Below are 21,938 nucleotides of genomic sequence, written 5' to 3' on the forward strand. Positions count from 1 at the left end.
CCCGGGCGGACCCGGCTCAGCCCCCGGCAGGGCTCAGCGAGGATCCAGCCCGTGCGCCAGCAACCACGGCAGCGGATCGATCGGCGCGCCCCCGTTCGGCCGCACCTCGAAGTGCAGGTGCGGACCCGTGGTGTTGCCCGTGTTGCCCGAGTAGGCGATGACGTCGCCCGCCTTCACCTTCCCGGACCGGATCTTCGTGCTGCTCAGGTGGCAGTACCACGTCTCCGTGCCGTCCGGCGCGGTGACTATGGCCATGTTGCCGTAGGAGCTGTTCCACTGCGTGCGGACCGTGCCGTCGGTGGCCGCCATCACCGGGGTGCCGACCTGCACCGGGAAGTCGATCCCGGTGTGCAGCGCCATCCAGTTGACGCCCGCCTGCCCGAAGTACGCGCTCAGCCCCTTCTGCGTCACCGGCAGCAGGAACTTCGGCCGCAGCGCCTCTTTGCGGGCGGCCGCCGCCTGGGCGGCCCGCTTCGCCGCCTCCTGGCGGTCCTTCAGGTCGATGCGCTCCTGGCTGCGGCTCGCGCGCTCCGCGAAGTCGCTCGCGTCCCGGCTCACCCCGGCGAGCTGCCGGTCCAACTGGGTGGTGGGGGCGTTCGCCGTCCCCGCCTTCTGCCCGTCCGCCTGCGCCTTGGGCGCGTCCTGGGCCATGCCGACCCCGGCCACCGCCGCCGCCCCGACCGCGGCCACGCCCATCACCGCGACCGACGGCACCGCCACGGTCAGCAGCGCGGAGCGCTTCGCGGGCTTGCGGCGCCGGCTGCGGGCCACCGGCTCGCCGTCGCCGTAACCGTCCGGCCCGTAGCCCTCGCCGTCGGCGGCGTAGTCGTGCCGCTCGGGCTCGGTGTCGCCGACCGCGGCGAACTCGGCGGTGAACATCTCCAGGTCGTCGACGAGTTGCCCGCCGGCATCCGCGCCATCGACCACCGCGTCCGCGGCCGCGGCTTCCGAACCCGGCTGGGCCCCGCGCTCCGGCTCGTACGCGGGCTGGCCGACCGGCCGCACCTGCTCGTAGATCCCGGTGTCGCCGCTGGAGTCGTAGCCGTATCCGTACCCGTATCCGTAGGTCGGGTAGGCCCCCGAGTCCCAATCGGCCTGGGCGTACGGGGTCTGCTGCTGGGCCTGGCTTTGACCCTGGGTCCCCTGCTGCTGCGCCGGCTGCCCGTTCTGCCACAGAGCGCTGGTGTCGTACGTGCCCGTGTCGTAGTAGGTGCCCGCACCGCCCGGAGCGGCAGCCGTGGCCGCCGTGGTCTCGCCGTACGCGTACAGGTCGTAGGCGGCGTAGGTGCCCGTCTGGTCGTAACCGGCGCTGTCATAACCCGAGTAGCCGTATCCGGTCTCGTACCCGTAGGTCTGCTGCTGGGGCGGAGTCGGGGCCTGCTGCTGGTTCGGGTCGTAGGTCTCGTACTGCTGCGCCTGCTGCGGGATGTACCCGTAGGTGCCGGTCGCGTCATCGGCGAAGGCGGTGGCGACGGTCTGGTAGGCGCCCGTGGAATAAGCGTCGTACCCGTAAGCGTCGTAGTCGGGGGTGTATCCCGACGGGGGACTTTCGGTCACCGCTTGCTTCTCTTTCGCCTCGACAGCAGGAGAATTAGCGGCGACTGTAGCCGTCGTTACCCGGCGGCGACAATCTCCGGCGCAAACCTGGTGCCCGGCTTGCCCGGTGTTCGGTCGATATTCGACCGTTATGAATCTGTTAGGCAGCGTCCAACGCGCCCGGCAGCGGGCCCTGTCCGCACAGTGCGTGGCGTATTTCCGCCGCGACCGCACCGTGCACCGGTAGGGACAAATGTCCGATACCGCTCACCTTGATGTTCTCGGCCCGTAGATCCGGATGGTCCAGCCGCGCCGCCTCCGCCGGGATCATCACCTGGTCGAGATCGCTCCAGAAGGCCACGAATCGCGTCCGGCATCCATGGGCGGGTTCGGCCAGCTCCGTCAGCACCTCCGAGCCGGGGCGCATCTGCCGCGCCAGCGGGTGGGGGCTCAGCGCCGGCACCGCCCTGGTCCCGGAGTGCGGCGTACCCAGCGTGACGAGGGTCCGGACCCGTGCGTCACCGCCCAGCCGCTGCACGTAGTAGCGGGCGACAAGGCCCCCGAGGCTGTGCGCCACGATGTCGACCCGGCGCTTGCCCGACTGCTCGCAGATCTGTTCGACGTGCGTGCCGAGGGTTTCCGCGGCGGCGCGGATGTCGGTGGTCAGCGGTGAGTAGTTCAGCGCCTGGACCCAGCTCCAGCCGTTGGCCAGCAGCGACCTGCGCAGCATCCCGAAGGCGGACCGGTTGTCCACGAAGCCGTGCAGGAGCAGCACCGGGGGCTGCGCCCGCCCCTCGCCGGCCGGCGGAACCGCGGGCTTGGGTCCACCCTCTCCCGCGGCGGCAGTCCTGCCCGGCTTCGCCGCTGCGATGTCGGCGGGCTCCCGGGTGCTTTTCCCCGGATCCCCGGGTAGGTCCCGCGCGGTCTCCGGGTCCGTCTCTCCCTCGGGGTCCTCCCCGGCCGGCGCGGGCACGCCCGGGTCGGGGGCGCGCTCGGGGAGGATGCCGGTCGGGTACAGCAGCATGTGCCGTGCGAGGACGGCGAGGTCCATGGCTGTGACCCGGACCAGACCGGCTCCGTGGTGCCACCGGCTGTCGCCGCCGGGCTCCTCGTCCGGCTCGGCATCCGACGATTGGGCAGCCATCGCCCACCTCCCGTCGCGGCCCCGCCGGGTCTTCGTCGACCCCTCGGTGCCTTCGGGGGAAGCCGCTGCCGATACCGCCGGCCTGCCCGGAAACTGCGGGCGGGCGAACGCGATGTCCTCGCGGCTCCCGAGGAAGCTCTCGGTCCCATCCGGTCCCATCCGGCCGCCCCCGGCGGCTTCGCACCCGCGCGAGCCCGGAGGGTCCGGTCTGTCCGAACTCTCTCTGTGTGATTTCCCCCTCCCCGGCAACGGTAAAACTGTCGGCGGTCGGGCGCGAGCGATAACGTTCGTTCACACTGCGGTAGGGCGCCCGGCGCCACAGCCCCCCGTACCCGACCCGCGAGCCGTACGCATGGAGGCAGTCATGGGAGTGTCCGGACCCATTCGGGTGGTGGTGGCCAAACCGGGTCTCGACGGCCACGACCGCGGGGCCAAGGTGATCGCCCGGGCGCTGCGGGACGCCGGTATGGAGGTCATCTACACCGGCCTGCACCAGACGCCCGAGCAGGTCGTCGACACCGCGATCCAGGAGGACGCCGACGCCATCGGCCTGTCCATCCTCTCCGGCGCGCACATGACCCTCTTCGCCAAGGTGCTGGAGCTGCTCAAGGAGCGCGACGCGCTGGACATCCTCGTCTTCGGCGGCGGGATCATCCCCGAGGCGGACATCCCGCCACTCAAGGCGCTCGGCGTCGCCGCGATCTTCACCCCGGGCACCACGACCGGCGCCGTGGTGGAGTGGGTCAACGCGAACGTCCACCAGGACGCGGCCTGAGCCCGCCCCCCTTTTCGCCTCCGGGGGTCCTGTCACGGCGTGCCTCCCCCGGACCGGCCCGCGCCCAGGTCCGGGCCGGGGCTAGGTTCCGGATCCGGGCCCTGGTTCCGTTCGGCAAGCGGGGCCGACAGCGGTCCGGACGCCGCGACGTCCGGGCCCGAGCGGGGGCCGGACTGAAGGTGCGGGCGCAGCTCGGCCAGCATCACCGCCCGTAGCCGCAGGGTGCCGGTCAGTCGCTGGAACGCCTCCGACCAGTACACCGTCGCCCCCGGCGAGCCGTCCGGCGGCTCCTCCGCCGCGGCGGTGAGCACCGCGACCTGCTCGGCGGCGGCCGGATCCAGGCAGCGCTCGGCCAGGCCCATCACTCCGCTGAAACTCCACGGATAGCTCCCCGCGTAGCGCGCGATCTCCAGCGCGTCCACCACCGCCCGGCCCAGCGGGGGCGCCCAGGGCACCGCACACACCCCCAGCATCTGGAACGCCTCCGACAGCCCGTGCGCCCCGATGAAGTCCGCGACCCAGACCGCTCGTTCCTCGGCGGGCAGGATCGACAGCAGCTTCGCCGGGTCGCCGACCGCCGCGATCGGAGCGGCCGCCGCGGGTGGCGGGCCGAGCAACGCCCGCGCCCAGTCGGCATCCCGCTGCCGCACTGCGGCCCGGCACCAGGCCGCGTGCAGATCCGGCTGCCAGTCGTCCAGCACCGGCAGGGCGACGATCTGCTCCGGGCTGCGGCCGCCCAGCCGCGCCGGCCAGGTCGACAGCGGTGTCGCGTCCACCAACTGGCCCAGCCACCAGGCGCGCTCACCCCTGCCGTTCGGCGGTGTGGGAGCCACCCCGTCCCGCTCCATCGCCGCGTCGCACTCGTACGGCGCCTCCACCGCGATGCCGCCGGCGCCCATGGACACGCAACTGCGAGCCCGGGCCGCCATCCGCCCGGCCAGCGCGGAAGCGGGCAGTGCGGAGAGCAACTCGGCGGCCGTCGCCCGCACATTGCGGCTGCGGTCGGACAGCGCCTCCTCCAGGAACGGCTCGTCCCGCGCCGACAGTCCCGTCCGCAGCGAGTCCAGGAACATCAGCCGGTCCTCGGCACGCTCGCTCCGCCAGGTGGACGCGAGCAGTTCCAGCGCCGCGGCCGGGTCGGCCAGGCGCGACCGGGTCAGCAGGGCGACCCGCTCGGCGAACAGCCCCTCCTCCCAGATCCGCCGCGCCTCCTGCGCGTCCTGCGTTCCGCCGCCCGCACCCGTGTGCCCGGCCCGCAGCGCGAATTTCCAGTCCGGATTCAGCCCGGCCAGCCACAACCCCCGTGGCCCGGCCAGTGCCAGCGCGTCCGCCCGCAGATCCGTCCGGGCCCTGGCCGCGTCCAGCAGCGCGGGCAGCAGTGCGGGCGGCGCTCCGTACCCCTCACTTCGCGCGACGCCCAACCACTGGGGCAACAACTCGGCCAGATTCGGTGCGGCCCCCCCGGCGCCCCCGGCCCCCGTCCCCAATCCGGTCCGCCAGCAACGTCCCCAGCCGGTGCCGGGCCGGCCCCGGCAACTGCGGTCGCCGATCGGCCGGTGCGACGGCCGGCCGCTCCCCGGCCACGGCGGGCCGCACTCCGGCCCGGCGCCGGACCACTCCGCCCGCGGCGGCGTCCAGCAAGCCCGCGGCGGCCTCCTCCGCGTCCCCGACCAGACCGGTGGGGCGCCGCCGCTCGGTCCCGAGCAGGGCGCTTCCCACCAGGTCGTCCCACGTGCTGTCCATTCTGCGTTCCCCCTCGTGTGTGGTGCGGTTGCCTGCTGTTCGGTGCTGACGGGGCACCGGCCCCCGCCTCATGGGCGGATGACGGCCGGCTTCAGACCGCCTTCGGACCCGCTTCGGACCGGCTTCAGAGAGGTATCGGCTCGGAGGCATCACAGGGCCAGGCGGCGAGCGGGCGCAGGCCCGTCGGGGTGAGCTCACCGAAGACCGTCACGGGGTGGCCGCCCGAGACAGCCGCGAGGCGCCAGAGAGAAGAGGACGCGGTGGCGACGGGGACGGCATCCGGTGTCGAGGCATCGGCGAGCTGCCAGCGATCCGGGCCGGGGATGGGGACAGCCTCGGCGAGCAGCACCGGCCAGGCGTCGAGCCAGGGGTCGTCGGCGAGAGCGGCGCCGAACGAGGCCAGCGCGTCGGCGACGGCGGTGCCGGCCGGGGCTGAGCGGGGGAGGGCCGGCGCGAGCTGATGCGGACCGAGCACTGCGCGGAGCGGGAGCGCCGACGGGTGGTAGGCCAACTCCGCGTCGAGCACGGAACCGACCGGCAAGGTGAGCTCGGGTGCCCGGCCCGCCGCGCCGAAGGACAGCAGCAGGGCGAACCGGCCGACCGCCTCGTCGTGAAGCCAGATCCGGCGGGTGGTGAGCCGCTCGTCAGCCGAGTCGTACTGCGCCAGGACCTGCCACTGACCTCGCACGGTGGGCCCCGACAGCAGTTCGGCGGAGTCGACGGTGAAGCCGATTCGGCTGCGTACGGTCTCCGCGAGCGGTCCCGGCAGCCCCTCCCGGGCGAGGAAGCCGCGAGCCAGCAGGTGCAGCAGTGCCGTCTCTTCCAGCATGCGCGACGGCCAGTCACCCCCGGTCGCCGCCACCGACCCCAATTCCCGCACCCGCGTGGCGAGCCCGGGCGCCTGCGCGTCCACCATGCGCGCCGCGATCTCGTCCCACTGCTGATAGCTGCCGCGGTCCGCCCCCGCCAGGCCGCCGCGCAAAAGATCTGTCAGCCGCTGCTCCAACTCGGCCGCGCCGCCTTCCACCCGCACCGCCCGGCGGTCGGCGCGCCGCTTGGCCCCGTCGGGGTCGGCGGGCCCGGCGGCCCGGGGCGCCGCCTCCTGCACCTCCTGTGTCTTCTTCCGCCGCGCCGCCGTCCACTGTTCCACCCAGTCCGGCTCGGCCGCGGCGGTGACCGGCCCCGCCTCGCCCTCCGCCCAGAGCAGCAGGAGCGCCAGCGCGTGCTTGCAGGGGAACTTGCGGCTCGGGCAGCTGCACCGAAACGCCGGCCCGCTCACCTCGACCGCCGTCTGGTAGGGCTTGCTGCCGCTGCCCGCGCACAACCCCCACACCGCGCTCCCGGCCACGCCCGTGCCGCTCCACGGCGCGGGCGTGGCGAGCCGCGCGCCCGCTTTGCGTGATGCGGCGTCAGGCGCCAGCGCGAGCACCTGATCCGCTGTCCACCGTGCTTCCGTCTCCATGTCATCGAAGGTAGAACCCACCACTGACAATTGCCCTGACCTGCACAAATAGCTCTCGGTGACCGATTGTCAGTGGTGGGGTGCATGGTGGAGAACAGCACGGACCGAAGGGGTCCGGGTATGCGAGTGGGGGAAGAGCCATGATCGAAACGACGAGTGCCGCGGCCGGGTTCGCACCGGTCGCGGCGACCGAGCAGGCGCTGCGGCCGCACGCCGAGGACGCCTTCGCGGACGAGCTCGCCGCGCTCGCCGCCGCGGACGACCGGCCGCGCCCGGCCCGCTGGAACATGTCGCCGTGGGCGGTGGCGACTTATCTGCTCGGCGGCACCCTGTCCGACGGCACGGTGATCAGCCCGAAGTACGTCGGCCCGCGCCGCATCGTCGAAGTCGCGGTCACCACGCTGGCCACCGACCGCGCTTTGCTCCTGCTCGGCGTGCCCGGCACCGCGAAGACCTGGGTCTCCGAGCACCTGGCCGCGGCGATCAGCGGCGACTCCACCCTGCTGGTGCAGGGCACCGCCGGTACGCCGGAGGAAGCCATTCGCTACGGCTGGAATTACGCGCAGTTGCTCACCAACGGGCCGAGCCGGGCGGCGCTGGTGCACAGCCCGCTGATGCGGGCGATGGAAGAGGGGCGGATCGCGCGCGTGGAGGAGCTGACCCGCATCCCCGCCGACGTCCAGGACTCGCTGATCACCATCCTGTCCGAGAAGACCTTGCCGATACCGGAATTGGGCACCGAGACCCAGGCGGTGCGCGGCTTCAACCTGATCGCCACTGCCAACGACCGCGACCGCGGGGTCAATGACCTGTCCAGCGCGCTGCGCCGCCGCTTCAATACGGTGGTGCTGCCGTTGCCCGCCAACGCCGAGGACGAGGTGGAGATCGTCTCCCGCCGCGTCGACCAGCTCGGCCGCGGCCTCGACCTTCCCGCCGCTCCCCGCGGGGCCGACGAGATCCGCCGGGTGGTCACCGTCTTCCGCGAACTGCGCTCCGGCACCACCGAGGACGGCCGCACCAAGCTCAAATCCCCGTCCGGGACGCTCTCCACCGCGGAGGCGATCTCGGTCGTCACCAACGGCCTCGCACTGGCGGCCCACTTCGGCGACGGTGTGCTGCGGGCGAGCGATGTCGCCGCCGGTATCCTCGGCGCCGTCGTCCGGGACCCGGCCGCGGACCGCCTCATCTGGCAGGAGTACCTGGAGACGGTCGTCCGCGAGCGGGACGGCTGGAAGGACTTCTACCGCGCCTGCCGTGAGGTGTCGGCATGAGCACGCCCACACAGGTCGCCGGCTCCGCGCCGGGCGGTGGCGCTCCGGAGGCGGCCGCGCCCGGAGCGCGGCCGGCCGCCGCGGAAGATGTGGTGCTGCTCGGGGTGCGGCACCACGGACCCGGGTCGGCGCGGGCGGTGCGCGCCGCGCTGGACGCCTACCAGCCGGAGGTCGTGCTGATAGAGGGGCCGCTGGAGGCCGACGCGCTGGCTTCGCTGGCCGCCGACCCCGCGATGCGTCCCCCGGTGGCGCTGCTGGCCCATGTGGTGGACGAGCCGTCCCGGGCGGGATTCTGGCCGTTCGCGGAGTTCTCGCCGGAGTGGGTGGCGATGCGGTGGGCGGCCAAGGCGGGCGTGGAGGTCCGGTTCATCGACCTGCCGGCCGCACACACGCTCGCCCTGCGCGCGGCCACGGAAGAGGAGGAGGCCGCCGGGCCCGAAGGGTCTCCCGACGCCGACGCCGACGCTGATCCGGCCGCTGACCAGGGGGCCGCCCCGGACCCGGACCCGGGTCAGGCAGTCGGACCGCAGGCGCCCGCGCCCGCCGCTGTGCGGATCGATCCGCTGGCCGTACTCGCCCGGAGCGCCGGATACGACGACCCGGAGCGCTGGTGGGAGGACGCGGTCGAGCACCGCGGCCACGGCGAGGAGCGGGACGCGCTGGCCCCCTTCGCGGCACTCGCCGAGGCGATGGCGGCCATCCGGGAGACCTACGGGGACGGCGGGCACGCGCAAGATCCCCTCCGGGAGGCCCACATGCGGTTGCGGGTGCGGGAGGCGCGGCGGGCGTACGCCAGGACGGCGGTGGTGTGCGGAGCCTGGCATGTGCCGGCGCTGGCGGTGAAGACGACCGCCGCCGCCGACCGGCAGCTGCTGAAGGGACTGCCCAAGGCCAAGGTGGAGACGACATGGGTGCCGTGGACCCACCGTCGGCTCGCGCGAGCAAGTGGTTACGGGGCGGGCATCGATTCACCCGGCTGGTACCGGCACTTGTTCGCGGCGCGGGACCGTCCGGTCGCCCGCTGGATGACCGAGGTCGCCCGGCTGCTCCGGGAGGAGGACTACCCGGTGTCGTCGGCCCACGTCATAGAGGCGGTACGGCTTGCCGACACCCTCGCCGCGATGCGCGGCCGTCCGCTGGCCGGCCTGGGCGAGACCACCGACGCGATCAGAGCGGTGATGTGCGACGGCTCGGACGTGCCGCTCGCGCTGATCAGGGACCGGCTCGTGGTGGGGGATGTGCTCGGCGAGGTCCCACCGGACGCGCCGGCGGTCCCGCTCGCCCGTGACTTGGCCCGTGAGCAGCGCCGGTTGCGGCTGAAGCCGGAGGCGCTGGAGCGCGAGTTGGAGCTCGACCTGCGCAAGGACCTCGACGCCGGCCGCAGCAGGCTGCTGCACCGGTTGCGGCTGCTCGGCATCGAGTGGGGTGATCCGGCCGCGGGCCGGGAGGGCAAGGGCACCTTCCGGGAGACCTGGCGGCTGCGCTGGGAGCCGGAGTCGGCGATACGGGTCGCCGAGGCCGGTATCTGGGGCACCACCGTGGAGGCGGCGGCGATCGCCCGCGCCGAGGACTCGGCCGAGCACGCGCCGGCCCTGGCCGATGTCACCGCGGTTGCCGACCGGTGCCTGCTGGCCGGATTGTCAGCAGCGCTGCCCACCGTGATGCGGGTGCTCGCCGACCGCGCCGCCCTCGACGCCGACGTGGCCCACCTGGCCGCCGCTCTTCCCGCGCTGGTCCGCGCGGTTCGCTACGGCGATGTGCGGGGCACCGACTCGGCGGCCCTCGGCAAGGTCGCCGATGGCCTGGCCCGAAGGATCTGCGTCGGCTTCCCTTCCGCCTGCGTCGGCCTGGACACCGACGGAGCGGCGGCGCTGCGACTGCATCTGGACGCCGTCCACCGGGCCGTCGGCCTGCTGCCGGACCCGGCATCGGATCAGGCATTGGATCCGGCACCGGACGCGGATTCGGATTCGGCGCCGGGCTCGGACCGGGAGCCGAAGGCCGAGCGGCCGGCGGCGCCGAACGATCTGCGGGAGCGGTGGGCCGGGATGCTGCGGACGCTCGCCGAGCGGGACGGGGCGATACCCGGCCTGCTCCGGGGCGCCGCTGCCCGCTTGCTGATGGACGAGGGCCGGCTCGCGGCGGAAGAGGCCGCCCGGTTGATGGGGCTGGCCCTGTCACCGGGCACTGGACCGGTGGAGGCGGCCGGCTGGGTGGAGGGCTTCCTGGCGGGCGGCGGAATGCTGCTGGTCCACGACGAACGGCTGCTCGGACTGGTGGACGGCTGGTTGGCCCGAGTGTCGGGGGAGGGGTTCACGGATGTACTGCCCTTGCTGCGGCGGACATTCGCGGAATTCGAGCCCGGAGTGCGGCGCTCGGTCGGCGAGCTGGTGCGGCGCGGCCCGACGGCGGCCCGGCGTCGGGAGATCAGCTCCGAGGAGGGCATGCCCGGTTTCGGCGCCGGCCTCGATGAGGCGCGCGCGGAAGCCGCCCTGCACACCGTTCGGCTGCTGTTGGGCACCACCACGACCACCGACCTGGCCTTGGCGACCGACGCTGGCCAGACCCCCAGACCTGACCAGATCTGATCTGACCGACCCGACCGACCCGACCGACCCGACCGACCCGACTGACCCGACTGACCGGGGGAGCACCATGCCTGACACCGCGCCGACCGCCGCCACCGCATCACCCGTACCTTCGGCCGCGTCCGCCGCGTCCGCCGCTGCCTCCGCCGCCGCATCAGCCGCCGCACCGGCCACCGCTCCAGCTGCCGCGTCACCTGCCGCATCGGACGCGGCCGACGAACGACTGCGCCGCTGGCGTCTGGTGCTCGGCGGCGGCCAGGCCGACGGCACCGGCTGTGAACTCGCCGGCCGCGACGCGGCGATGGACCGCACCCTCACCGCGCTCTACGGCGGGCGGGCGGGCAGCGGCGGCCGGAGCGCGGACCGTTCGGCCGGCCTCGGCGGCTCGGCGCCCCAAGTAGCGCGCTGGCTGGGCGACATCAGGACGTACTTCCCCAGCTCCGTCGTCCAGGTGATGCAGCGCGACGCCATCGACCGGCTGGGCCTGTCCGCGCTGCTGCTGGAGCCGGAGATGCTGGAGGCGGTCGAGGCCGATGTCCACCTCGTCGGCACCCTGCTGTCGCTGAACAAGGCGATGCCCGAGACCACCAAGGAGACCGCCCGGGCCGTGGTCCGCAAGGTGGTGGACGACCTGGAGAAGCGGCTCGCCACCAGGACCAGGGCCACCTTGACCGGCGCCCTGGACCGGTCGGCGAAGGTCAACCGCCCCCGGCACCGCGACATCGACTGGGACCGCACCATTCACGCCAATCTCAAGCACTATCTGCCCGAGCACGGCACCATCGTCCCCGAGCGGCTGATCGGCTACGGCCGGGCGGACCGGGCGGTGAAGAAGGATGTCGTGCTGTGCATCGACCAGTCGGGTTCGATGGCCGCCTCGGTCGTGTACGCCTCGGTGTTCGGCGCCGTCCTGGCCTCGATGCGGTCCATCGCCACCAAGCTGGTGGTCTTCGACACCGCCGTGGTGGACCTCACCGAACAGCTGGACGACCCGGTGGACGTGCTCTTCGGCACCCAGCTCGGCGGCGGCACGGACATCAACCGGGCGCTGGCCTACTGCCAGTCCCTGATCACCCGCCCCGCGGACACCGTGGTCGTGCTGATCAGCGATCTCTACGAGGGCGGGATCCGAGCCGAGATGCTCAAGCGGGTGGCCGCGATGAAGGCGTCCGGCGTGCAGTTCGTCGCCCTGCTGGCCCTGTCCGACGAGGGCGCGCCGGCCTACGACCGGGAACACGCGGCCGCGCTGGCCGCGCTCGACGCGCCCGCCTTCGCCTGTACCCCCGACCTCTTCCCCGATGTGATGGCGGCCGCCATCGAGAAGCGTCCGCTGCCGATACCGGACAAGTGACGGGCGATGGGTGGAGAGCGGCGGGCGCGGCGACCGGCTGTGACCGTTCTCACCGCCCACAAGCGACCTGCGATTTAGGCCCCCACCGCGCTCGGCGATAACCTGCAATGCGGACATGCCGCGTACTCGGTCACCGTGTGCGCTTCCCTTGTGACAGTGCAGTCGCCCTGCCCGTAGCGGCACGCCCAGGCAGATCAGGCATCAGGCAGATCAGGCAGATCATGCAGGCGGCGCTGTACAACTTCTGGCGGCAGCGGCCTGCGCACAGCTGAATCCTCGGGAAATCCAGGGAAAAGGGAGACGGACGCGCGTGGACCTGTTCGAGTACCAGGCGAGGGACCTCTTCGCCAAGCACGGTGTACCGGTGCTGGCCGGTGAAGTCATCGACACGCCTGAGGCGGCGCGCGCCGTGGCGGAGCGACTCGGCGGCCGTGCGGTCGTCAAGGCGCAGGTCAAGGTGGGTGGCCGCGGCAAGGCCGGCGGTGTGAAGCTGGCCGCCGACCCGGCTGACGCGGTGGCCAAGGCCGACGCCATCCTCGGCATGGACATCAAGGGCCACACGGTCCACAAGGTGATGCTCGCCGAGACCGCGGACATCAAGGAGGAGTACTACGTCTCCTTCCTGCTCGACCGCACGAATCGCACCTTCCTGGCCATGGCCTCGGTCGAGGGCGGCGTGGAGATCGAGATCGTCGCCGAGGAGAACCCCAACGCGCTGGCCAAGGTGGCGGTCGACTCGCTGGCGGGCGTGACCGCGGAGAAGGCCGCCGAGATCGTCGCCGCGGCGAAGTTCCCGGCCGACATCGCCGACCAGGTCGCGGCGGTGCTGCAGCAGCTGTGGACCGTCTTCGTCAAGGAAGACGCCCTGCTGGTCGAGGTCAACCCGCTGGTCAAGACCGGTGACGGCAAGATCGTCGCGCTCGACGGCAAGGTGTCGCTGGACGAGAACGCCGCCTTCCGTCAGCCCGAGCACGAGGCGCTGGAGGACAAGGCCGCCGCCAACCCGCTGGAGGCGAAGGCCAAGGCCAAGGGCCTCAACTACGTCAAGCTCGACGGCGAGGTCGGCATCATCGGCAACGGCGCCGGCCTGGTGATGAGCACCCTGGACGTCGTCGCCTACGCCGGCGAGAGCTACGGCGGGGTCAAGCCCGCCAACTTCCTGGACATCGGTGGCGGCGCCTCCGCCGAGGTCATGGCCAACGGTCTGGAGATCATCCTCGGCGACCCGGACGTCAAGTCCGTGTTCGTCAACGTCTTCGGCGGCATCACCGCCTGCGACGAGGTGGCCAACGGCATTGTGCAGGCGCTGGAGCTGCTCACCTCCCGCGGCGAGGACGTCACCAAGCCGCTGGTCGTCCGGTTGGACGGCAACAACGCGGAGCTGGGTCGCAAGATCCTGTCCGACGCCAACCACCCGCTGGTGCAGCGCGTGGACACCATGGACGGCGCGGCCGACAAGGCCGCCGAGCTGGCTGCGAAGTAAGGGACGAGGACAGAAGACAACCATGGCTATCTTCCTGACCAAGGACAGCAAGGTCATCGTCCAGGGCATGACCGGCGCCACCGGCATGAAGCACACCACGCTGATGCTCGCCGACGGCACCAACATCGTCGGCGGTGTCAACCCGCGCAAGGCGGGCACCACGGTCACCTTCGAGCAGGGCGACGTCCCGGTCTTCGGCAGCGTCAAGGAGGCCGTTGAGGCCACCGGCGCGGACGTGACCGTGATCTTCGTCCCGGAGAAGTTCACCAAGGACGCGGTGGTCGAGGCCATCGAGGCCGAGATCCCGCTCGCCGTCGTCATCACCGAGGGCGTCGCCGTCCACGACACCGCCGCGTTCTGGGCCCTCGCCCAGGCCAAGGGCAACAAGACCCGGATCATCGGCCCGAACTGCCCCGGCCTGATCACCCCCGGCCAGTCCAACGCGGGCATCATCCCCGGCGACATCACCCAGCCCGGCCGTATCGGCCTGGTCTCGAAGTCCGGCACGCTGACGTACCAGATGATGTACGAGCTGCGGGACCTCGGCTTCTCCACCGCGGTCGGCATCGGCGGCGACCCGATCATCGGCACCACGCACATCGACGCGCTGGCCGCGTTCGAGGCGGACCCCGACACCGACCTGATCGTGATGATCGGTGAGATCGGCGGCGACGCCGAGGAGCGCGCCGCGGCGTTCATCGAGAAGAACGTGACGAAGCCGGTCGTCGGCTACGTGGCGGGCTTCACCGCGCCCGAGGGCAAGACCATGGGCCACGCCGGCGCCATCGTCTCCGGCTCCTCCGGCACCGCGCAGGCCAAGAAGGAGGCCCTGGAGGCCGCGGGCGTCAAGGTCGGCAAGACGCCGTCCGAGACAGCGCGCCTCGCCCGGGCGATCCTCGCGGGCTGACGCCCCCCGAGGTCGGTCACCGGCTGCTTGGGCCCGTACGGGACTTGGCGGCCCCGGTGACGCTCAACGCTTCGACGTACGCGGGCCCGTTCCCCCTCGGTGGGGTGCGGGCCCGCTGCGCTGTCCGGCGCCGGGCGCCCCGGGGGGAACGGGAGCGGGCGGTGGCCGACTCCCTTCCGGCCCGCGGTCCCGGATCGGCTTCGAGGCGGCCGGTACGTCGGGGTGGAAGCGCTGCGGATGGGTGCCGTGGGACGGGCTGAGCGCGATGGTCACGGTGGTCAGGGTCGCGATCAGGCCGGTCAGCAGGAAGGCGCCGACGGTACGGCGCCGCGCGGTGCGTTCGCTGGCGCTGCGGAGGGCGGCGGGGAGGTCGGCCGGGTCCGGGTCCGGGTCCGGATGCGGTCCCGGTTCCGGTTCCGGTTCCGGCGCCTGTCCCAGCCCCGCTTCCGGCCCCAATTCCAGCGCAGAGGCCGAGGCCGATCCCGACGCCGCTCCGGGTGCTCCGGACTCCGACGGTGCTGGAAGGTGCGGGAACTCCGGGAACTCCGGGCGGCTGTCGTCCGGCTGGAGAAGCCGGCCGAGCCGGGCCGGCAGGTCGTCCAGCGCCGGTACGGCCTCGGTCAGCGCCTCCCGCGCGCGGGCGAGCCGGGCGGCCGCCGCGTGGCTGCTCGCCTCGACTTCGGCCGCCGCCCGCGGCAGGCCGAGCCCCAGGCCGTCGTGCAGCAGCAGCACCCTGCGATGGGCGGCCGGCAGTTCCAGCAGCGCCGCCGCCAGCGGGTCCTGAGGGGATCGGGGCTCCGGGTGGGGGCCCGGTGTCCAGCGCTGCCAGGGCGCGAGCGCGTAGGCGTGCGCCGCCGCCCGCACCCACCCCACCGGGTCGCTGTCGCGGGCCACTTCGGGCCAGCGCTGCCATGCCTGGTCGAAGGCGTGGGCCACCGCGTGGGGGGCGAACGACGGGTCGCCGGTGAGTACCTCGATCTGCCGCAGCAGGGCGCCGGCGGTGTGGAGGTAGAGAGCATCGAAAGCGGCTTCCGGAGTGTGGGGGTGCGGGGTCGAGCGGGAGCCGGGCCGACCCCGAGCCGCTGAGCGGGTGGCGGGCACCGGTGGCTCGGCCTGCGGGGGTACCTGCTCGGGCCCGGCGGACGGCTGCCGGGGAGTGGCCTGGCGGGGCGGGGCGGGCTGCTCCCGGGTACGCGGGTGGGTACGCCGGGCACCCGCTGTTCGCGCCGGGGTCCGCCAGAGGCGCCGGCCGGGCCGCCCGGCCGCTTTGCCGGCCTTCTTCCGTGCGCTCATCGGGCGGCCCCCGCAGCCGCCCTCACGGCCTCCACAGCCCTCATGGCCCTCACGGCCTTCGCAGGAGCCGGCTGGCGGGCCTCGTACCGCCGAAGATCCGATGGTCCGAAAAGAACACACATAGCGCACATATTGGGCGACACGACGACCTTTCGCCCGCTGCGGGAGCTAAAGGGGTGTTCTTGGCACCATGGGGCGTCGTGACGCCTAGCACCGACCCCACCCCGTTCCCGGCTCCCGCCGTTCCGGCACTCCCCGCCCAGGGCGCGTCCGCACCGGCCCGCCCGGTCGCCGTCCGGCTGTCCGCCGCAGCCGTCGGGGCGGCCGCCGCCGCGCTCGGGCTCGGTGTGCTCACCGCCATCGTCCTGGTGCTGTGGATCGCCTCCCCAGGCTCCGAGAGCGGCTTCGGCGGTGCGCTGCACATCGGTGCCGGGTTGTGGCTGCTCGCGCAGGGAGCCGAACTCGTCCGGACCGACACGCTCTCCGGCTCCCCGGCGCCGATCGCCCTGACGCCGCTGCTGCTCAGTGCCCTGCCGGCCTGGCTCATCTTCCGGGGGACGGCCTCCGCGGTCTCCCCGGCGGACGAGCCGGGACCCGACCGGACGAAGAGCTGGACCGAGGCCGCGGTCGTGGCCGGCTGGCTGCTCGCCGGATACCTCTCGGTGGTGCTGCTCGCGGTCGCCTTCTCGACGGGCGGGCCGATCCACGTCGATGCCGTGACCACGCTGTACGTGCCGCTCTTCGCGATGGGCGCGGCCGGCTGCGGGGCCTGGTCGGGCTGCGGGTGGCCCGCACTCGCCGGGTGGGCACGGATTCCGTACGGGATGCGGGGTTACGTCGAGGAGGCGGGCATCGCCCTGCGGGCCGCCGGGATCGCGGCGGGCATCCTCGTCGGCGGCGGGGCGCTGCTCGGCGGGGCGTCGCTGGTCTGGCACGCGGATTCCGCCGGACCGTCCTACACACAGACCGGCGGGCCCTACACGGGACGGATCGTGGTGCTGCTCCTCGCGCTGGCGCTCGTGCCGAACCTCGCGGTGTGGTCGGCGAGTTACGCGCTCGGCTTCGGCTTCACGGTCGGCGCGGGCAGCACGGTGGGGCCGGCCGGGGCCTACGGGTACGGGCTGCTGCCGCGTTTCCCGCTGCTGGCGGCGCTGCCGGCGGAGGGCGCGGGGGGATGGGTCGAGCGGGCGGCGTTGGCGCTGCCGTTGGTGGCGGCGGGTACCGCCGGGTGTTGGATCGGCCGTCGGGGCGGGGGCGCCGGCCGTACGGCCCGGGTTGTCGCCGGTACGGCTGTGCTGCTCGGCATCCTTCTGGCCACCCTTGCCGCCTGGTCCGGTGGGTCGCTCGGCCGCGCCCGGCTCGCTGCGTTCGGTCCGGCCTGGTACCTCACCGCGCTGGCCGCGCTGGGCTGGACGGTGGCGGTCGGCTTTCCGGTGGCCTTCCTCCGCCGGTGGGGCGGGGCCCTCCGCACGAAGCCGCCTGCGGCGACCGGCCCGGCATCCCTGCCGCCGCCGCCTCCGCTCCCGGGGCCGGCCCCGGCGCCCGACCCCCTACTGCCGGACCTGCTCGCCGGGCCGCCGACCCCGCTGGCCCCACCGGAATAGCGGCGGCTGGGCGCCGCCGGGGTGCCCTTTTCCGGCTTCGCCGTGGGGGTTCGCTGCGTTGCGGGGTGCGGGTGGTGGGTGGTTGGGCGCGCAGTTCCCCGGGCCCCTTGGGGGTTGGCCTGCGCCACCGGGGTGCCCGTTTCCGGGATCAGGGGGTTGCGGGGGTTACCGCGGGGGGCGGGGTGGGGTCGCCCAGGGCGTTGAGGTTGTCGGTGGGGAGGGTGAGGGAGGTCATGCGGCGCCAGCCGCCCGCGCGTTCGTAGGCGTAGGTCGCGTGGATCCCCGCGCGCAATGTGGCGGCCTTGAGCGGGGACCACCGCAGGATGCGGCCCATGTGGGCCATCACCGCCAGGCTGACCTCGCGGTAGGTGCGGATCTCCGCCATCGCGCACTCGCGGAGAATGCGCTGGATGGTGCGGCCGTGGCCGGACCTGGCCAGCCGGAGGAGTTCCTCGTGGCAGTAGGCCAGGTGGTTGTCCTCGTCGCGGGAGATCGCCCGCACCGCGCGGCCCAGCTCGGTGTGGTCACCGAAGTGCTTCAGCAGCAGCCGCATCTGCTCCGACGCCCGCTGCTCGGTCACCCTGCTGTGCGACAGGTACGTGACGATGTCGTGCTCGCTGAGCGCCTGGTCCTGCCGCAGCCGGGCGTGCGTGAGCCCGATCCCGGCCGCCTCCAGCAGCATCGTGTAGTCCGTGTCGGGCGGCACCGGCACCGTCTTCAGCCCGCGCTTGCGCATCAGCGCCAGGAAGATGCGCCCGTGCTTCTCCTCGTCCGCCCCGTGGCGGGCGATCTTCGGCGCCATCTCCTGCTGCGAGGCCGGCACCAGCTTCGAGATCCGGCCGTTCTCCCAGCCGCCCTGCGCCTCGCCGCTGGCCGCGATCGAGCAGAAGAGCGCGAAGGACTCGTCGTTCTCCAGGATCTCCAAGAACAAACTGCGCACCGACAGCATGGCGTGGCTCCTTCCGGCAGTGACCGCGTGCACACCGTGTGCAGTCACGAGTCAAAGCCGGGCCGGAGCGGCCCGCAACCGGGGCAGGGCGCCGCTCCGGCTCAGTCGCGGAAGGTCGGCATGCTCCGGAAGGGGCCCGGCAGCAGCTTCTGGCAGGCGTGCGCGGCCGGTGAGGTCAGCGCGTCCGACCGGCAGGTGTAGTAGTCGCGATAGGCCAACTGGAAGCCGAAGGTGGCGGCGACGATCACCAGCGTGATGCTGCTGGCGACGATTCCGGTCCACGCCGAGGTCAGGAAGGACCGCTGGGCGTCGGGACCCGGGGCCGGCGGCGCCGGGCGGGCGGACTGGGCGGCGTCGGCCAGCGCGGAAGCCGCCGCCGCGCGGGCTTTGGCGCGGTCCTCCGGGGACATCCGCAGCGAACTGATCCCCCAGTAGAGGGCGAGCGCGCCGAGCAGCAGCGCGAGCGTGGTCCAGCCGGCGAATCCGGCGATCAGGCCCCAGAAGCCGAGCATCAGGGCGTAACGGGACCTGCGGTGCGCCGGGTCGGTGGGGTCGAATTTCGGCCCCCTGCCCTGGGGGCCGGTCGGGCCGCCCTCGGGGCGCCGGGCGAACGGGTCGGGGCGCCCGGACTGCGGCTGCTTGCTGCTCCACTGGCTGCCCCAGGCCGGCGGAGGCGGCGGCGTACCCCGGTCCGGGGGTCCGCCGTGCGCCCATGGGCCCGGGCTGTGGTCGTGGCCGCTGTGGCCGTCGCGGCTGTGACCGTCATGACCGTCATGACCGCCCTGGCCGTCTCCTTGGCCCTGACCTCGGCCCTGGCCCTGGCCCTGGTCGCCCGCGTGGCCGTCGTGACCGCCCTTGCCCCCCGGCTGGCCGCCGTCGCCGCCCTGGCCGCTCTGGTGGCCGCCGGGCGCCGAACCGGTGTCCTCCGGCCCGCGCGGCTGCCACGGGCGGTCCGGTGCCCCCTCGGGCGGCGGCGCGAACGGGTTGTCCCGCTGATCGCCCTCGGGCGCGCGCAGCACGATGTGATTACGGCCGCTGCTCATGATGTGATGCGCCATCCCCTTGGGCTCGACTCCTCTGATGTATCCGGCTGTCGCCTGTGTTCCATGGTCTCGCGACCCGCAGGACGGTTGCACGCGCCACCCGTCTCCCGGCAGACGCTACCGCCCGCGCGCTCCCCCGTCCCGCGGGGGCCGTCCGGTGTGCCGGTATCGTTGCTGACGGTCGGCGACCTCGTAGGGTTCCCCGGAATCCGAGCGGTCCCTGCCTCGTACGATCCTCCGAAAGCGGTCGGGACACCAGTACGCCCGCCAAGAGAACGCGCCGCAGATGGCGCCGAGACCACCGAGCCAGATCCAGTCGGACCCCGGCCAGGCCGAGACCGACCGGGTCAGAGACCTGAGAGAGCCTCCGCCCGTGGCTGCCCGCACCCCCGCCCGCCTCGTCGTCCTCGTCTCCGGTTCCGGCACGAATCTGCAGGCGCTGCTCGACGCCATCGACGCCGACCCCTCCTACGGCGCGCGGATCGTCGCGGTCGGCGCCGACCGCGACGGCATCGCCGGGCTCGAACGGGCCGAGCGGGCCGGCCTGCCCACCTTCGTGGTGAAGGTCAAGGACTACCCGGACCGCGCCGCCTGGGACCGGGCTCTCGCCGAGGCCACCGCCCGGTACGCACCCGATCTGGTGGTCTCGGCCGGTTATATGAAGATTGTCGGCAGCGCATTCCTGGCCGGATTCGGGGGACGGTTCATCAATACGCACCCCGCGCTGCTGCCGAGCTTCCCGGGAGCGCACGGGGTGCGCGACGCCCTCGCGTACGGCGCCAAGGTCACCGGCTGCACCGTCCACTTCGTCGACGACGGCGTCGACACCGGCCCGGTCATCGCACAGGGCGTGGTCGACGTCCTGCCGGACGACACGGAGGAAGCGCTCCACGAGCGCATCAAGGAAGTCGAGCGTCGGCTGCTCGTCGACGTAGTAGGGCGGCTGTCACGCGACGGCTACCGCATCGAAGGACGAAAGGTACGGGTTCCGGCATGAGCGCCGACGTCACCAACGGGTCGAATGGTTCGAGCGGGTCAGACGGGTCGAACGGGCCGGACGGACCGGGGGGATCGGGACCGGGCGGACCGGGGGGACCCGACAGCAGGCGGCCCATTCGCCGCGCGCTGGTCAGCGTCTTCGACAAGACGGGCCTGGAGGAGCTGGCCCGCGGGCTGCACGACGCGGGCGTGGAGCTGGTGTCCACCGGCAGCACGGCCGGCCGGATCGCCGCCGCCGGGCTGCCCGTCACCAAGGTCGAGGAGCTGACCGGCTTCCCGGAGTGCCTCGACGGCCGGGTCAAGACGCTGCACCCCCGGGTGCACGCGGGCATCCTCGCCGACCAGCGGCTGGACGACCACCGGCGGCAGCTGGCGGACCTCGGCATCGAGCCGTTCGAGCTGGTCGTGGTGAATCTCTACCCCTTCCGCGAGACGGTCGCCTCCGGCGCGAGCGACGACGAGTGCGTGGAGCAGATCGACATCGGCGGCCCCTCGATGGTGCGCGCCGCCGCTAAGAACCACCCCTCGGTCGCGGTCGTCACCAGCCCGGACCGGTACGCGGACGTGCTGGCCGCCGTCGCGGCCGGCGGCTTCGACCTGCGGACCCGCAAGCGGCTGGCCGCCGAGGCGTTCCAGCACACCGCGGCCTACGACGTGGCGGTGGCCTCCTGGTTCGCCGACGGCTACGCGGCGGACGGCGACAGCGGCTTCCCCGACTTCACCGGGGTGACGTACCAGCGGCAGAACACCCTGCGCTACGGCGAGAACCCGCACCAGGGCGCCGCGCTCTACACCGACGGCAGCGGGCTGGGCCTGGCCGGCGCGGAGCAGCTGCACGGCAAGGAGATGTCCTACAACAACTACGTGGACACCGAGGCCGCGCGCCGGGCGGCGTACGACCACGACGGGATCTGCGTGGCGATCATCAAGCACGCCAACCCGTGCGGGATCGCGGTCGGCGCGGACGTCGCGGCGGCGCACCGCAAGGCACACGCCTGCGACCCGCTGTCCGCGTTCGGCGGTGTGATCGCGGTGAACCGGCCGGTGTCGGTGGCGATGGCCGAGCAGGTCGCGGAGATCTTCACCGAGGTGATCGTCGCACCGGACTACGAGGACGGCGCCGTCGAGGTGCTCGCCCGCAAGAAGAACATCCGCGTGCTGCGCTGCGCGAGCGGGCCGGCCGCCACCACGGAATACCGCCCGATCGAGGGGGGCGCGCTGGTCCAGGTGAAGGACCGCCTCCAGGCCGAGGGCGACGATCCGGCGAACTGGACGCTCGCCACCGGTGCGGCGCTGCCGGCGGCGGAGCTGGCGGAGCTCGCCTTCGCGTGGCGGGCCTGCCGCGCCGTGAAGTCCAACGCGATCCTGCTGGCGAAGGACGGGGCGACGGTCGGGGTCGGCATGGGCCAGGTCAACCGGGTGGACTCGGCGAAGCTCGCCGTCGAGCGGGCCGGCGCGGAGCGGGCGGCGGGGTCCTACGCGGCCTCCGACGCGTTCTTCCCCTTCCCGGACGGGTTGGAGGTCCTGACGGCGGCCGGCATCCGGGCGGTGGCCCAGCCGGGCGGATCCATCCGCGACGAGGCGGTCATCGAGGCGGCGGAGCAGGCGGGGGTCACGATGTATTTCACGGGGACGCGGCACTTCTTCCACTGACCCGCATCCCGCTCGGGGTTCCCATATCCCGGGCCCGGCCCGGCCCGGGACGAGCCTGCGCCCCTGCGGGCGGGCCCCCTTGGCGTGGGTGGGCTGGTGCGGCGTGTGGTGGGCTGGTCGCGCAGTTCCTCGCGCCC

Annotated in this window: 15 protein-coding genes and 1 pseudogene; 9 read left to right on the forward strand and 7 right to left on the reverse strand. The window is 73.2% G+C overall.

From position 1 onward, the window contains the following. Window positions 1-33: 33 nt before the first annotated feature. Window positions 34-1,557: a M23 family metallopeptidase gene (locus tag GA0115240_RS37160; protein WP_176725159.1), complete on the reverse strand. Its 1,524-nt coding sequence runs from the start codon at window positions 1,555-1,557 to the stop codon at window positions 34-36. 139 nt (window positions 1,558-1,696) lie between these two features. After that, window positions 1,697-2,587 (reverse strand): lipase family alpha/beta hydrolase, encoded by an 891-nt coding sequence (locus tag GA0115240_RS24060; protein ID WP_237555158.1) that lies wholly within the window; start codon window positions 2,585-2,587, stop codon window positions 1,697-1,699. A gap of 457 nt (window positions 2,588-3,044) precedes the next feature. On the opposite strand from GA0115240_RS24060, the gene GA0115240_RS24065 reads away from it, so the two are divergent. After that, window positions 3,045-3,455, forward strand: coding sequence for a cobalamin B12-binding domain-containing protein (locus tag GA0115240_RS24065; protein WP_093739552.1), 411 nt, complete (start codon window positions 3,045-3,047; stop codon window positions 3,453-3,455). A 32-nt stretch (window positions 3,456-3,487) separates the two neighbouring features. Here GA0115240_RS24065 and GA0115240_RS24070 read toward each other — a convergent pair. Both GA0115240_RS24070 and GA0115240_RS24075 read right to left on the reverse strand, forming a co-directional pair. Continuing rightward, window positions 3,488-5,198, reverse strand: a pseudogene (locus GA0115240_RS24070) (DUF5691 domain-containing protein). 124 nt (window positions 5,199-5,322) lie between these two features. Beyond that, window positions 5,323-6,660 carry an SWIM zinc finger family protein gene (locus GA0115240_RS24075; RefSeq protein WP_093739554.1) on the reverse strand — a complete coding sequence of 446 codons (1,338 nt, stop codon included), beginning with the start codon at window positions 6,658-6,660 and terminating at the stop codon, window positions 5,323-5,325. A 140-nt stretch (window positions 6,661-6,800) separates the two neighbouring features. Between GA0115240_RS24075 and GA0115240_RS24080 the strand changes: the two genes are divergently transcribed. The 5 genes from GA0115240_RS24080 to sucD all read left to right on the forward strand — a co-directional run bounded on the left by GA0115240_RS24080 (window position 6,801) and on the right by sucD (window position 14,260). Continuing rightward, window positions 6,801-7,931, forward strand: coding sequence for an ATP-binding protein (locus GA0115240_RS24080; RefSeq protein ID WP_093739556.1), 1,131 nt, complete (start codon window positions 6,801-6,803; stop codon window positions 7,929-7,931). Beyond that, window positions 7,928-10,519 (forward strand): DUF5682 family protein, encoded by a 2,592-nt coding sequence (locus GA0115240_RS24085; protein ID WP_237555155.1) that lies wholly within the window; start codon window positions 7,928-7,930, stop codon window positions 10,517-10,519. Before GA0115240_RS24080 ends, GA0115240_RS24085 begins: the two co-directional genes overlap by 4 nt. Before the next feature lie 67 nt (window positions 10,520-10,586). After that, entirely contained in the window at window positions 10,587-11,870 is a 1,284-nt protein-coding gene (locus GA0115240_RS24090) for a VWA domain-containing protein (RefSeq protein WP_237555156.1), read from the forward strand. Between the two features lie 310 nt (window positions 11,871-12,180). Then, window positions 12,181-13,353 (forward strand): ADP-forming succinate--CoA ligase subunit beta, encoded by a 1,173-nt coding sequence (gene sucC / locus GA0115240_RS24095; protein WP_093739558.1) that lies wholly within the window; start codon window positions 12,181-12,183, stop codon window positions 13,351-13,353. 22 nt (window positions 13,354-13,375) lie between these two features. After that, the gene (gene sucD / locus GA0115240_RS24100) at window positions 13,376-14,260 is read left to right on the forward strand and encodes a succinate--CoA ligase subunit alpha (RefSeq protein WP_093739560.1); all 885 of its coding nucleotides are present in this window, start codon (window positions 13,376-13,378) and stop codon (window positions 14,258-14,260) included. A 63-nt stretch (window positions 14,261-14,323) separates the two neighbouring features. Here the strand turns inward: sucD and GA0115240_RS24105 are convergent, their stop codons facing one another. Continuing rightward, window positions 14,324-15,553 (reverse strand): sigma factor-like helix-turn-helix DNA-binding protein, encoded by a 1,230-nt coding sequence (locus tag GA0115240_RS24105; protein ID WP_141708949.1) that lies wholly within the window; start codon window positions 15,551-15,553, stop codon window positions 14,324-14,326. Between the two features lie 200 nt (window positions 15,554-15,753). On the opposite strand from GA0115240_RS24105, the gene GA0115240_RS24110 reads away from it, so the two are divergent. Further along, window positions 15,754-17,157, forward strand: a complete 1,404-nt coding sequence (locus GA0115240_RS24110) for a cell division protein PerM (protein ID WP_093739564.1) — start codon at window positions 15,754-15,756, stop codon at window positions 17,155-17,157. 148 nt (window positions 17,158-17,305) lie between these two features. Here GA0115240_RS24110 and GA0115240_RS24115 read toward each other — a convergent pair whose 3' ends face one another. Together GA0115240_RS24115 and GA0115240_RS37165 are read right to left on the reverse strand one after the other, a co-directional pair. Next, window positions 17,306-18,106, reverse strand: a complete 801-nt coding sequence (locus GA0115240_RS24115; RefSeq protein WP_093739566.1) for a hypothetical protein — start codon at window positions 18,104-18,106, stop codon at window positions 17,306-17,308. 101 nt (window positions 18,107-18,207) lie between these two features. Then, a complete protein-coding gene (locus GA0115240_RS37165) occupies window positions 18,208-19,164 on the reverse strand; it encodes a hypothetical protein (RefSeq protein ID WP_107407204.1) in 957 nt (318 codons plus the stop codon). 358 nt (window positions 19,165-19,522) lie between these two features. Here GA0115240_RS37165 and purN point away from each other — a divergent pair, with 358 nt between their 5' ends. Together purN and purH are read left to right on the forward strand one after the other, a co-directional pair. Further along, window positions 19,523-20,146 (forward strand): phosphoribosylglycinamide formyltransferase, encoded by a 624-nt coding sequence (gene purN, locus GA0115240_RS24125; protein WP_256069953.1) that lies wholly within the window; start codon window positions 19,523-19,525, stop codon window positions 20,144-20,146. After that, window positions 20,143-21,801: a bifunctional phosphoribosylaminoimidazolecarboxamide formyltransferase/IMP cyclohydrolase gene (gene purH, locus GA0115240_RS24130; protein ID WP_093739572.1), complete on the forward strand. Its 1,659-nt coding sequence runs from the start codon at window positions 20,143-20,145 to the stop codon at window positions 21,799-21,801. Before purN ends, purH begins: the two co-directional genes overlap by 4 nt. Window positions 21,802-21,938: the final 137 nt, after the last annotated feature.

Source organism: Streptomyces sp. DvalAA-14 (genome assembly GCF_900091855.1).
Taxonomy (GTDB): Bacteria; Actinomycetota; Actinomycetes; order Streptomycetales; family Streptomycetaceae; genus Actinacidiphila.

Excerpts from the sequence above, each read along its gene's own strand:
- GA0115240_RS24060 (WP_237555158.1), bottom strand. The coding sequence starts at position 2,587 with ATGGACCTCGCCGTCCTCGCACGGCACATGCTGCTGTACCCGACCGGC.
- GA0115240_RS24065 (WP_093739552.1), top strand. The coding sequence starts at position 3,045 with ATGGGAGTGTCCGGACCCATTCGGGTGGTGGTGGCCAAACCGGGTCTC.
- GA0115240_RS24075 (WP_093739554.1), bottom strand. The coding sequence starts at position 6,660 with ATGGAGACGGAAGCACGGTGGACAGCGGATCAGGTGCTCGCGCTGGCG.
- GA0115240_RS24080 (WP_093739556.1), top strand. The coding sequence starts at position 6,801 with ATGATCGAAACGACGAGTGCCGCGGCCGGGTTCGCACCGGTCGCGGCG.
- GA0115240_RS24085 (WP_237555155.1), top strand. The coding sequence starts at position 7,928 with ATGAGCACGCCCACACAGGTCGCCGGCTCCGCGCCGGGCGGTGGCGCT.
- GA0115240_RS24090 (WP_237555156.1), top strand. The coding sequence starts at position 10,587 with ATGCCTGACACCGCGCCGACCGCCGCCACCGCATCACCCGTACCTTCG.
- sucD (WP_093739560.1), top strand. The coding sequence starts at position 13,376 with ATGGCTATCTTCCTGACCAAGGACAGCAAGGTCATCGTCCAGGGCATG.
- GA0115240_RS24105 (WP_141708949.1), bottom strand. The coding sequence starts at position 15,553 with ATGAGCGCACGGAAGAAGGCCGGCAAAGCGGCCGGGCGGCCCGGCCGG.
- GA0115240_RS24115 (WP_093739566.1), bottom strand. The coding sequence starts at position 18,106 with ATGCTGTCGGTGCGCAGTTTGTTCTTGGAGATCCTGGAGAACGACGAG.
- GA0115240_RS37165 (WP_107407204.1), bottom strand. The coding sequence starts at position 19,164 with ATGGCGCATCACATCATGAGCAGCGGCCGTAATCACATCGTGCTGCGC.
- purH (WP_093739572.1), top strand. The coding sequence starts at position 20,143 with ATGAGCGCCGACGTCACCAACGGGTCGAATGGTTCGAGCGGGTCAGAC.